Origin of the sequence: Streptococcus chenjunshii, assembly GCF_003086355.1 — a bacterium.
In the GTDB taxonomy this organism is placed as follows: Bacteria; Bacillota; Bacilli; order Lactobacillales; family Streptococcaceae; genus Streptococcus; species Streptococcus chenjunshii.
Window position 1 is genome coordinate 1141568 of record NZ_CP031733.1, and the last position, 12844, is coordinate 1154411.

At 43.3% G+C, this 12844-nt stretch carries 8 protein-coding genes and 3 tRNA genes; 10 read left to right on the top strand and 1 reads right to left on the bottom strand.

Translation table 11 applies throughout. From position 1 onward, the window contains the following. The first annotated feature begins 83 nt into the window (after positions 1–83). Positions 84–2258 (top strand): 5'-nucleotidase C-terminal domain-containing protein, encoded by a 2175-nt coding sequence (locus DDV21_RS05640; protein WP_116877225.1) that lies wholly within the window; start codon positions 84–86, stop codon positions 2256–2258. A 350-nt stretch (positions 2259–2608) separates the two neighbouring features. Here the strand turns inward: DDV21_RS05640 and plsY are convergent, their stop codons facing one another. Next, positions 2609–3256, bottom strand: coding sequence for a glycerol-3-phosphate 1-O-acyltransferase PlsY (gene plsY, locus DDV21_RS05645; RefSeq protein ID WP_116877224.1), 648 nt, complete (start codon positions 3254–3256; stop codon positions 2609–2611). 121 nt (positions 3257–3377) lie between these two features. On the opposite strand from plsY, the gene parE reads away from it, so the two are divergent. The 9 genes from parE (at position 3378) to DDV21_RS05690 (ending at position 12826) form a co-directional block, all read left to right on the top strand. Beyond that, complete coding sequence (parE, locus tag DDV21_RS05650; RefSeq protein WP_116877223.1) at positions 3378–5327, top strand: DNA topoisomerase IV subunit B; 1950 nt, start codon at positions 3378–3380, stop codon at positions 5325–5327. 19 nt (positions 5328–5346) lie between these two features. Next, positions 5347–5847, top strand: coding sequence for a GNAT family N-acetyltransferase (locus DDV21_RS05655; protein WP_162886292.1), 501 nt, complete (start codon positions 5347–5349; stop codon positions 5845–5847). A 343-nt stretch (positions 5848–6190) separates the two neighbouring features. After that, positions 6191–8662, top strand: coding sequence for a DNA topoisomerase IV subunit A (gene parC, locus DDV21_RS05660; RefSeq protein WP_116877221.1), 2472 nt, complete (start codon positions 6191–6193; stop codon positions 8660–8662). Between the two features lie 412 nt (positions 8663–9074). After that, complete coding sequence (locus tag DDV21_RS05665; RefSeq protein WP_116877220.1) at positions 9075–10097, top strand: branched-chain amino acid aminotransferase; 1023 nt, start codon at positions 9075–9077, stop codon at positions 10095–10097. Between the two features lie 511 nt (positions 10098–10608). Next, entirely contained in the window at positions 10609–10839 is a 231-nt protein-coding gene (locus DDV21_RS05670; protein ID WP_116877219.1) for a DUF2969 domain-containing protein, read from the top strand. A 242-nt stretch (positions 10840–11081) separates the two neighbouring features. Then, a tRNA-Tyr gene (locus DDV21_RS05675) sits at positions 11082–11162 on the top strand. Positions 11163–11224: 62 nt separating this feature from the next. Continuing rightward, a tRNA-Gln gene (locus DDV21_RS05680) sits at positions 11225–11296 on the top strand. A gap of 125 nt (positions 11297–11421) precedes the next feature. Continuing rightward, a complete protein-coding gene (gene rpsA / locus DDV21_RS05685) occupies positions 11422–12627 on the top strand; it encodes a 30S ribosomal protein S1 (protein WP_116877218.1) in 1206 nt (401 codons plus the stop codon). 127 nt (positions 12628–12754) lie between these two features. Next, a tRNA-Arg gene (locus tag DDV21_RS05690) sits at positions 12755–12826 on the top strand. Positions 12827–12844: the final 18 nt, after the last annotated feature.

Below are 12844 nucleotides of genomic sequence, written 5' to 3' on the forward strand. Positions count from 1 at the left end.
TCTGCGAAGTTAAAGATTTCGGGCTTACCGCCTTTTCATACGGATTTTTATATGGCTTTTGTATCTTGATGAAAGGGGAAGTGATGAAGAAGAAATATATTCTATTTTCATTTTTAGTCAGTGTCTTTTTATTTATGCCGCTATTTCCGGAACAGCTTGTCTGGGCTGACTCTGATACACAAATAGCGGTAGCGGCAGTTGATCCAGATACAGCTGGATCTGCGGAAGATACGGCTGCCGAAAATAATGAGGCCGGTATATCAGAGATGGAAGCAGAACAGGCTGAGCAGCGGGTGCCGGATAATATAACTGCGTATAATCAGCCTGAAAATGAGGCATCTCTGGTTTCGGCTCCTCAGGCAGATAACAGTCAAGTGACTATTATTCACACCAATGATGTCCACGGGCGTATGCAGGAGGCTGACGGTGTCATTGGAGATGCTAAGCTGGCGGCGGTTGTCAATCAGGCCCGCAGTCAGGGAAAAACATTGGTTTTTGATTCAGGTGACGTTTTTCAAGGGCTGCCTATCTCTAACAGTTCTCGCGGGGAGGATATGGCGGATATCCTCAATGCGATCGGTTTTGATGCTATGACTCTTGGCAATCATGAATTTGATTTTGGGCTTGATCAGCTGATGACTTTGAGCGAAAAACTTTCTTTCCCTATTATCAGTTCTAATGTTTATATTGATGGGGTCCGTCTGTTTGAAGCGGCCACTGTTATTGATATGGACAGCGATGTTTCAGGTGATGAGTTCGTTGTTATCGGTGTCACTACACCTGAAACAGCAACAAAAACACATCCGAATAATGTTGCAGGAATTTCATTTACGGAACCCATTACAGAAGTCAATAATGTTATTGCGCAGCTCGAAGCAAATGCAGCAGCTGAGGGCAAGACATACAGCAATTATGTCATTTTAGCACATCTCGGTATTGATACGACTACGCCAACCCAATGGCAAGGTACTGCCTTAGCTCAGGCGCTTGCTGATAATGAATTACTGCAGGGCAAGAAGGTTCTTCTGCTTGATGGACATTCGCATACTGTTTTAACAGCTACTTACGGCAATGTAACTTATAATCAAACAGGAAGCTACCTTAATAATATCGGACTGATCACATTAAATTCAGACAGAGTACTGTCATCAGGTGTAATCACCGCAGCTGAAGCAGAAAAAATTACACCAGATCCTGATATTGCTGCTTTAATCACAGATATTGAATCGAAGTATGAGGCTGAAACGTCAGCTGTTATTATTGAAAACAGTCCAGTAGAGCTAAACGGCGATCGTTCTAATGTCAGGGTACGTGAAACTAACTTGGGAAATGCAGTCGCAGATGCTCTCTTAGATTACGGACAGACCGGCTTTAGTCATCAGTCTAATTTAGCAGTGACTAACGGCGGTGGTTTGAGGGAAACGATTAAAGCTGGAGAACCGGTAACAAAAGGAGATATTATTGCTGTTCTGCCATTTGGCAATATCATTTCTCAGATTGAAGTCAGTGGACAGGATATCTATGATATGTTTGTGCATTCCCTCGGATCTATTTTGCAGGCGGATAAGGAAGGCAATCCGATACTTGATGAAAACGGTCAGCCTTTGCTTGAACCCAGCGGCGGTTTTCTGCAGGTTTCGGGTGTCAGTGTCCACTATGACACAAACTTAGTTGCCAGTGATCGCATTCTTGCTGTCAGTGTTTGGGATCCTCAAAGCAATAGTTATAAGCCACTTGATTTAACCGCTACTTATTATTTGGCAACCAACGATTTCCTTGCTGCTGGCGGTGATGGGTACACCATGCTCGGCGGAGTGCGTGAGGAGGGACCGAGCCTCGATGAGGTATTTGCAGCTTACTTGAGGAATGCTGATTTAAGTCAATACGCTGTTATTAATCCTAACTCCCGTTTGATTTCTTTATCCAGCGCACAGTATGCTGCTGAAAACAGTAACCAGAACGAAACACCGGAAGCAAAGGAGGCAACTGAACCAGAACAGCTGTTTATTCAAGAAACAGCTGTTACAGCAGCGGCCGAACAGTCTCAGTCATTCACTGCAGCATCTCCTTTAACACTCCTTCCTGCTGCTCCGAATGACACAGTATGCTCAAAGGATGATTTATTATCTGTAACAGGGAACAGCAACGCTGTTCTTCCGAATAGTGGAGACAGAACTTCCACGCTGATTGTTGTTTTAGGCTTGGTTTTCATTTTTGCTGGTCTTTACAGCGGACGTCATACTGCTTACAGAAAGTAATATCTTATCATTATCCAGTAGTACAGTAAATAGGGAGCTGGTATTCTGCAGCTTTCCAGCCGTCCTGACAGGGTGCGCCTGCGAAATCAAAGGTTTCGGGCTTACCGCCAGCCGTAGCTGTCTGAAGGCTTTGTTGTCTTGACAGCCGACCGCACCCTTCTAGTCATCCTGACAGGGGTGCGCCTGCGAAATCATAGATTTCGGGCTTACCGCCTTTTCATACGGTTTTTTAAGCGGTCTTTGTGTGATAAAACAAAATAAGAGCGGGAGCGACAGTTTTTTGGACTGTCTTCCCCGCTCTTATTTTTAGGCACAAAAGCTTACAAGGATTTAAAGCGCTTATTAGAGATTCATTGATTCTTATTTTTTTGTTGCTTCGTTAAATTTAGTCCCCAAGGAACTAAATTTTCTTCACGGTGTCTGATACGGCTGATATTATCTCGATGTCGAATAATAATCAGACTGGCTACGGCAATAATAATCACAGTGAAAAGCCAATCGTAATCCGGCAGTAAGAAATGGAACGCCGGAAAAATAAGCGTTGTGATAATACCGACAAGGGCGCTGATAATGCTGGCCAGTGAAATCATACTGGAAAGATAAAGGGCTATCAAAAAGACTGCCAGCAAAAAAAGCAGATAGAGCGGAGCAAAGCCCAAGAGTACACCAGCACTGGTAGCAACTGCTTTTCCGCCTTTAAAGCCAGCAAAAACAGGGAAAGTATGTCCCAGAATAGCAAAAGCACCGATTAAAATAGGTGAAAACTGTGTAACACCAAACATCATTGGTAAAACAGTCGCTATGGTTCCTTTAAGGCAATCTGCTGCAAAAGTAATACAGCCTGCTTTTACACCAAGAATTCGGAAAGTATTGGTCGTCCCAGTATTGCCGCTGCCATGGTCACGCAGGTCTTTACCGTAAAAATATTTTCCAATCCACAATCCGCTGGGTACAGAGCCCAGCAGATAAGCAATCAGCATAAAAATCACTATAGTCATGTTCTTATTATAGCATAGAAAAGAGGAAGGATGGAGAACTTTTATCAATTCTAAAAAATTATTTTGCAAATTTTTAAAAAAACTTGTAAGATAAAAAAGATGAATAAATTCGGAGGTCACGATGGCTAAGAAAAAAATTAATATTGATAATTATAACGATGATGCCATTCAAGTTTTGGAAGGACTGGATGCTGTCCGAAAGCGTCCGGGCATGTACATCGGTTCAACAGATACCACAGGCCTTCATCATCTTGTTTGGGAGATTGTCGACAATGCTGTCGATGAAGCGCTCTCCGGTTTTGGCGATAAAATTGATGTCACCATTAATCAGAATGGCAGCATTACAGTGGCGGATAAAGGCCGCGGAATGCCAGTAGGAAAGCATGCAATGGGAATCCCGACTGTAGAAGTTATCTTTACGGTTCTTCATGCCGGCGGTAAATTTGGTCAAGGTGGCTACAAAACATCCGGCGGACTGCACGGTGTCGGTTCATCGGTTGTCAACGCCCTCTCCAGCTGGCTGGAGGTTGAAATTATACGGGACGGAACAGTTTACCGCCAACGTTTTGAAAAAGGAGGGCATGCTGTCACTGATTTAAAGAAAGTCGGAGCAGCCCCTAAATCCCAGTCGGGGACTAAGGTAACTTTTATGCCCGACGAAAGCATTTTTTCCACTGTTGATTTTAAATTCAATATGATTGCTGAACGCCTCAATGAGTCAGCCTTTCTCCTGAAAGATGTCACATTGACGCTGACGGATAAGCGACCGGATGAGGCAGAATATGCCGAATTTCATTACGAGAACGGAGTTCAGGATTTTGTTGAATATCTAAATGAAGATAAGGAGACACTGACACCTGTTATTTTCTTTTCTGGTGAAGAACAGGGCTTTCAGGTAGAAGTTGCTCTTCAGTACAATGACGGTTTTTCGGATAACATCCTCTCCTTTGTCAATAACGTCCGCACCAAAGACGGCGGTACTCACGAGACTGGTCTGAAGTCAGCCATTACCAAAGCCATGAATGAATATGCTCGCAAAACTGGTCTGCTCAAGGAAAAAGATAAGAATCTGGACGGGGCAGACTATCGGGAAGGCTTATCGGCTATTTTGTCCATTTTAGTACCGGAGGAGCACCTTCAGTTTGAAGGGCAGACAAAAGATAAGCTCGGCAGCCCGCTGGCGCGTCCCTTAGTTGAAAGCATTGTCTCTGAAAAACTGACATACTTTTTATTGGAAAACGGCGAAACGGCCGCAAACCTTATTCGAAAAGCCATCAAAGCCCGTGATGCACGTGAAGCAGCCCGCAAAGCCCGCGACGAAACAAGAAACGGCCGAAAAAACAGAAAAGACAAGGGCCTCCTTTCAGGGAAACTGACACCTGCCCAATCTAAGAATCCTAAGAAAAATGAACTCTATTTGGTCGAAGGTGATTCAGCCGGCGGTTCTGCCAAGCAGGGACGGGACCGCAAGTTTCAGGCCATTCTGCCTTTGCGCGGCAAGGTTCTTAATACCGCCAAAGCTAAGATGGCTGACATTATCAAAAATGAAGAAATCAATACGATGATATACACAATCGGTGCCGGAGTAGGAGCGGATTTCAAGGTTGAAGAGTCCAACTATGATAAAGTTATTATTATGACAGATGCGGACACGGATGGTGCTCATATTCAAACCCTTCTGTTAACCTTCTTTTACCGCTATATGAGGCCCTTGGTAGAAAACGGACATGTTTATATCGCTTTGCCGCCGCTTTATAAGATGAGCAAGGGGAAAGGTAAAAAAGAAATCGTTGAATATGCCTGGACCGATCAGGAACTAGAGGAACTCCGGCAAAAATTTGGCAAGGGGGCCCAGCTCCAGCGTTACAAAGGTCTCGGAGAGATGAATGCTGATCAGCTTTGGGAAACAACCATGAACCCCGACAGCCGAACACTTATCAAAGTTACCATAGAAGATTTAGCCAGAGCCGAACGCCGTGTTTCTGTTCTGATGGGTGACAAAGTCGAACCGCGCCGTAAATGGATTGAAGACAATGTGAAGTTTACCCTGGAAGAGAGTACGGTATTTTAAGGTCATGGAGGAGAATAAAATGTCAGTTACAGTCCGTGAAGCTTGTGAAAAGGATGAAGCTATTTTTCTTGAACTGACCTCTTGCTTAAGTCAATTTAACAGGCATCACCATGATGACAGATCAACATACGATAATTACACTCAGGTTCTGGAAAATATTAAAAATAAAGCGTTAAAAACCTTTGAAAGCAAAGATGATGAGCGTATACACCTCATCTTTTCTGAATATAATCAGGATATAGTAGGCTATGGCTTAGTCAGGATATATGACGAAGAGCTGACCGCAGACAATGGAACCGGAGAAACGGGCTTGATTGATGAACTGTTTGTTATAGACTCTGTTAGAGGTCAAGGGATTGGCCGAATGCTGCTGAATAATTGTATAGATTGGCTTAAAAAATCCGGCATTCGGCGTATTAAGCTTCACGCTTACTCATGGAATGATGCTGCACAGCATATGTATGAACAAAACGGGTTTACAGCTTATGCAGTTGCTTATGAAAAGTGGCTTGAAGACTAAGCAGGAGTTCGATGCTTGGCTGGTCTGGCTTTAGCATTTCTGCTTTGGCGGAAGTTTCCCTTTTTGGTTTGACAGATTATTTCTCTTAAAATGGGCTGCGGGGAACAGTATGCAGTATAGAAGCTAGCTCTCCGTTTCAGTTGCAGCCTGTGTACAAATATCTAAAAACAGGTTAACATCGAGTTTTATCACTGCATTCTGAAAATAAAACCTTTTAATCTAATGAAAGGAACTGAGTATGGGCTGCGGACTGTGTCAAAAAGATAACCATCTCTTAGACATCGGTATTGGGTCGGTTTTCTATTTTGACTTTGTCCGTTCAATGCCCTTTGTGTTTTAAATTATGAGCAATGTACAAAATATGTCTCTCGAGGACATCATGGGAGAGCGTTTTGGCCGCTACTCCAAATACATCATTCAGGAGCGTGCGCTTCCCGATATTCGTGACGGCTTAAAACCCGTTCAGCGCCGTATCCTCTATTCAATGAACAAAGACGGCAACACGCATGATAAAGGTTTCCGCAAATCAGCTAAATCTGTCGGCAATGTTATGGGGAATTTTCACCCGCATGGAGACTCTTCTATCTATGATGCTATGGTCCGTATGTCGCAGGACTGGAAAAACAGAGAAACTCTGATTGAAATGCACGGCAACAACGGCTCTATGGACGGTGATCCGCCGGCTGCTATGCGGTATACTGAGGCCCGTCTGGCTGAAATCGCAGGTTTTTTGCTCCAGGATATTGATAAGGATACTGTGCCTTGGGCTTGGAACTTTGACGATACAGAAAAAGAACCTACAGTGCTGCCGGCAGCCTTTCCCAACCTTTTAGTCAACGGAGCAACAGGAATTTCCGCCGGTTATGCGACAGATATTCCGCCGCACAATCTAGCAGAAGTCATTAATGCAGTCATTTACATGATTGACCATCCAAAGGCTAAGCTGGACAAGCTTATGGAGTTTTTGCCGGGGCCAGATTTTCCGACAGGAGCTATTGTTCAAGGGAAGGATGAAATTCGTAAAGCCTATGAAACCGGCAAAGGGCGTGTTGTAGTAAGATCCAGAACCGAAATTGAAAATCTCCGGGGCGGCCGCCAGCAAATTATTGCGACAGAAATCCCTTATGAAGTCAACAAGGCCTTTTTGGTCAAAAGAATTGATGATATCCGTCTCAATAATAAAATTCCGGGTATTGCTGAAGTACGGGATGAATCAGATAGAGACGGTCTGCGCATCGCTGTTGAGTTAAAAAAAGATGCAGATGCACAGACAATCCTAAATTATTTATTCAAATATACCGATCTGCAGGTGAACTACAGTTTTAACATGGTGGCTATTGATAATTATACGCCGCGGCAAGTGGGGATCATACCTATGCTGCGCAGCTATATTGCCCATCGCAAAGGCATTATTGTGGCTCGGTCGAAATTTGATCAGGCTAAAGCCGAAAAACGTCTCCATATTGTTGAAGGCTTGATTCGAGTCATCTCGATTTTAGACGATATCATCGCCCTTATTCGTGCTTCTGAAAACAAGGCTGATGCCAAGGAAAATCTGAAAGTCAGCTATAACTTTTCAGAAGAACAGGCTGAAGCGATTGTTAATCTGCAGCTCTACCGTCTGACTAATACCGATATTGTTACTCTTGAAAATGAGGAAGCAGAGCTCAGAGAGCGCATCACAACCTTAAAAGCGATCATTGCTGATGAAGCAACTCTCTATCGCGTCATGAAAAGCGAGCTGCGCGAGGTTAGAAGAAAATTTGCTAAGCCGCGCTTGACCGAACTGCAGACAGAAACACAGGCTTTAGAAATCGATTTGACCAGTCTGATTGTAGAAGAAGAAACCTACGTCAGTGTCACACGCGGCGGCTACCTTAAACGGACAAGTCCCCGCTCCTTTAGCTCATCTCAGCCTGATGAAATCGGCAAACGTGACGATGATGCCGTCGTTTTAGTCCAAAAAGCCAAGACAACTCAGCATCTCTTGATATTTACTAATTTAGGTAATTTGATTTACCGACCCGTCCATGAATTAACCGATATCCGCTGGAAAGAAATTGGTGAGCATCTATCGCAGACTATTACGCATTTTGCTGCGGAAGAACAGGTCATCTATGCGGAAATAGTTGATGAATTCACCGACAGCACTTATTTTACTGTTACCAAATCAGGACAGGCGAAACGTCTTGAGCGTAAGACGTTTGCACCCTGGCGGACCTACCGCTCTAAAGCAGTAAAATTTGCTAAACTGAAAAACCAAGATGACCTTGTGATTGCTGTTTCTCCTATTGCTTTAAATGATATTATGCTGATGACTTACAAAGGGTACGCTTTGCGTTTCAATATCAGTGAAATCCCAATTTTAAGTGGTAAGGCAGCAGGTGTTAAGGCGATCAATCTGAAAGAAAATGACAGTGTGGCCAGTGCATTTGTTCTTAATACTGAAAGTGTTTTTCTGCTGACTCAAAGAGGAAGCTTAAAACGTATGGCTGCTGAACTTATCCCTTCAACCAGCCGTGCTAACCGCGGTCTTCAAGTGCTGCGTGAACTGAAAAACAAGCCGCACCGTATCTTTTTGGCAGGACCTGTTCATACAGCAAGCGGGGGGGCTCTTGATTTATTCAGCCAAGCAACAGAAACCCAAGCAGCATCCGAACAGCTGACAGTGATTTCAAATACTGGAAAAACCTATACAGTCATTCTTGAAGATTTAAATCTGTCAGAACGTACCAGCAACGGCTCCTTTATCTCTGACACCATATCCGATGAGGGCGTTCTTTCCGCAAGTGTTAAAGAGACATTCTTCAAATAAAAATGCCTTTATCTTTAAAGATTGGCTGTCTCGGTTAAGCTGAGACAGCCGTCTTTACTTTAATAAAGTAAAGAACAGAACGTAAAAGAGGCGGTAAGTCCGAAATCTTTGATTTCGCAGACGCTCCCCTGTCAAGGCGACTAGAAGGGTGCGGTCGACTGCTAAGGTGACAAAGCCTTCAGACGCCTACGGCTGGCGGTAAGTCCGAAATCTTTGATTTCGCAGACGCTCCCCTGTCAAGGCGACTAGAAGGGTGCGGTCAGCCCGCAACTTTCAGGCTATGTCAGTGACAAGCTGGTTGCTTTCACCTTTTGTCTTCTCTTGAACGAAAATTTTCAGAATTTTGTGAAAAGACTTGAAAAATAGAGAAAAAAGGGTAAAATAGAAAAAAACGGAGAAAGAGGAAGATTAAATGACAGTAGATCTTGACTGGGAAAATTTAGGCTTTGCCTACCATAAGCTCCCATTGCGCTATATTTCTTATTACAAAAACGGTCTGTGGGATGATGGACAGCTGACTCAGGATGCCCAGCTGCATCTTTCGGAAAGTTCACCCGCCCTTCATTACGGACAGCAAGCTTTTGAAGGGTTAAAGGCTTACCGAACCAAGACAGGCGATATTCAGCTGTTTCGTCCGGACCAAAATGCTGCGCGTCTGCAAAAAACCGCAGATCGTCTGCTAATGCCGCAAGTTTCAACCGAAAAATTTATTGAAGCCTGCAAAGCTGTTGTTAAAGCCAATGCTGACTATGTCCCTCCTTACGGAACCGGAGCAACCCTGTATTTACGCCCCTTACTTATCGGTGTAGGTGACAGTATCAGTGTTAAACCAGCTGATGAATATATTTTCACTGTCTTTGCAATGCCGGTAGGCAATTACTTTAAAGGCGGCCTAACGCCGACTAATTTTATTGTAGCAGAAGATTTTGACCGGGCAGCGCCCTTTGGTACAGGTGCAGCTAAGGTTGGAGGTAATTATGCTGCCAGTCTTCTGCCGGGAGACAAGGCCCACATGGCCGGTTATTCCGATGTTATCTACCTTGATCCGGCAACTCATACCAAGATAGAAGAAGTTGGCTCAGCTAATTTCTTTGGTATCAGCAGGGATAACGAATTTGTCACTCCTTTAAGTCCTTCTATTTTGCCATCTATTACGAAATATTCTTTGCTGCAGCTGGCTGAGGAACGTCTTGGTCTAAAGGCAGTTGAAGCTGATGTCCCTATTGCTGATTTAGACCGTTTCGTTGAAGCCGGGGCCTGTGGAACTGCTGCAGTTATTTCCCCAATCGGAGGTATTCAGTTTAAAGACAGACTGCATGTTTTTTACAGTGAAACTGAAGTAGGACCGATTACCCGTCAGCTTTACGATGAGTTGGTCGGTATCCAGTTCGGAGATATTGCTGCACCACCAGGATGGATTACTAAAGTTGACTAAAGAAAATTTTAGAAACACTTTCAGGAATTTGAAGCAGGAAACAGCCATACCTTTTAATCTGACCGAATTGACTCAGTGGGGATATGTTTTTAATCTCTTTGCCAAAAAGAGATGCAGCCGTAGGAGGTGCAAGCTGACGTAAGAATGTGGCTGCCTGCTAGCACAGCATTCCTTGAGTTTTTAGTGACTCCTCGGTCAGGCTCCTATTTTTGCTGTGAGCTTTAACGGCCTTTGTTGTATCTTATTTAAAGCTTGCTCTTGCAAGCTTTTTTAAATTTGTGTAAAATTAAAAAGAAAATACAAAGCTGAATATGACCTGAATGCTAGTAAAAAAGATGTCTGCCTCAGCATTCTAGTCGCCTTGACAGGGGGACGTCTGTGAAATCGGAGATTTCTGGCTTACCGCCATTTTTCATGAGGATTTTCATATGGCCTTTGTATCTAAATGAAAAGAAGAAGCTGGGAGAAGAAATGTATTTATTCTCAGTCCTAGGAGTAGAAAGGGAATACTATGAGCAAGAAAGATAAAAAAATTGCTGTTGAAATAACAGACAGTCAGGTTGCCGTCAGCGGCAGTCAGGTTGCCGGATATCATTTAACAATCGGTAAAAAGAATATTGGTGAGATAGCCGAAATTGATGAAAAATTTGCGGTTGTTGAAAAAGGTGAGATTACTATTTTTTTCAAAACATTGGAAAAAGCGGTTGAAAGTGTCATCGAAAATTACAATTTAACTCATTGATATCAAATTGAAATGAAAAAGATATCATATTTTCATTTTTATTCTTTAGCATTTTTTATGTCCAAAAGTGAATCTTAGGAGTAGGGGTATGGATCTGAACATATGCTAAAATCCTGCGGTAAGCCCCTTTTGTCAGCGTATGCTGGAATGTTCGGAAATTCCTGTTTTAGGGATGAGATCATGCTAAAAATACTTGCAAGTTGAGCAAAACTATGATAGAATAGTTTTCGTTACCGTGGAAAGGAAGGGTAGCGAAGAGGCTAAACGCGGCGGACTGTAAATCCGCTCCTTCGGGTTCGGGGGTTCGAATCCCTCCCCTTCCATATCTAAGATATAAGAGCGTTTAGCTTAGGTTCGTTTCAAAATATTATCTTAGTGAAAACTTTGGGGTATAGCCAAGCGGTAAGGCAAGGGACTTTGACTCCCTCATGCGTTGGTTCGAATCCAGCTACCCCAGTTAGAGGTATCAGAGTTTTTCTGAGACCGTCAAAGATAAAAATATGTTGTCGTTGCGGGTTACCTTGAAAAAATATATTGTTATCAAAGGCTAGTCATTAGCTTTTGTCGGAGGTTTTTGTTAGAATGAATGAATTTGAAGATTTGCTAAACAGTGTCAATGAAGTAAATCCTGGTGATGTTGTTACCGCGGAAGTGTTAACTGTTGACAGTGAACAGGCAAATGTGGTTATTGAAGGCACTGGTATTGAGGGCGTACTTACTCTTCGTGAGCTGACTAACGAGCGTGATGCAGATATCAATGATTATGTCAAAGAGGGCGATACAGTTGAAGTGCTCGTTCTGCGTCAGGTAGTAGGCAAAGATACTGATACAGTGACTTTCCTCGTTTCTAAAAAGCGTTTAGAAGCTCGTAAAGCATGGGATAAGCTGCTTGGCCGTGAAGGTGAAGTCGTAACTGTCAAAGGGACACGTGCTGTTAAAGGCGGACTTTCTGTTGAGTTTGAAGGACTGCGCGGTTTTATCCCTGCTTCAATGCTTGATACACGTTTTGTCCGCAACACTGAAAAGTTTGTCGGACAGGAAATTGAGGCAAAAATTAAGGAAGTGGATCCGGCTGAAAATCGCTTTATCCTGTCTCGCCGTGATGTTGTTGAGGAAGCTGCTGCTAAGGCACGCAAAGAAGTATTCTCAAGGTTAGAAGAAGGGGCAGTTGTAACTGGAACTGTTGCCCGTTTGACCAGCTTTGGTGCTTTCATTGATTTGGGCGGTGTTGATGGACTTGTTCACGTGACAGAACTGTCTCATGAACGGAATGTTTCACCCAAGTCTGTTGTTTCGGTAGGCGAAGAAATCAATGTCAAAGTTCTTGCTATCGATGAAGAAGAAGGACGGATTTCCCTTTCTCTTAAAGCGACAACACCTGGGCCATGGGATGGTGTTGAACAAAAGCTTGCTGCTGGCGATGTCGTTGAAGGCAAAGTTAAGCGCCTGACTGATTTTGGTGCTTTTGTTGAAGTGTTGCCTGGAATTGACGGGCTTGTCCACATTTCACAAATTTCACATAAACGTGTCGAAGATCCTAAGGATGTTCTGACAGTCGGCCAAGAAGTCAAAGTTAAAGTTCTTGATGTCAATGCTGAAGATGAGCGTGTGTCACTTTCAATCAAGGCGCTTGAAGAAAGACCGGCTCCGGCTGAAGGAGACAATAAGGACGACAAACGTAAATCGCGTCCTCGCCGTCAAAAACGCCAAGAAAAACGTGATTATGAGCTTCCAGAAACACAAACTGGCTTTTCTATGGCAGATTTGTTTGGTGATATCGAACTGTAAAAATGATTAAAATAGGCTGATAACCTGACTTAAAGGCCCTTTTATCGGGCTTTTTAAGTCTTGTTAAATCAGTGCTGCTTATAAAAACGGCACTTTTTCTATATTATTATGCTATAATAATAGTAATCCATCTTTAGTGTAATGGATATCACATAAGATTCCGGTTCTTATAATGGGGGTTCGATTCCCTCAAGATGGATCATTATAAATTCTAAAA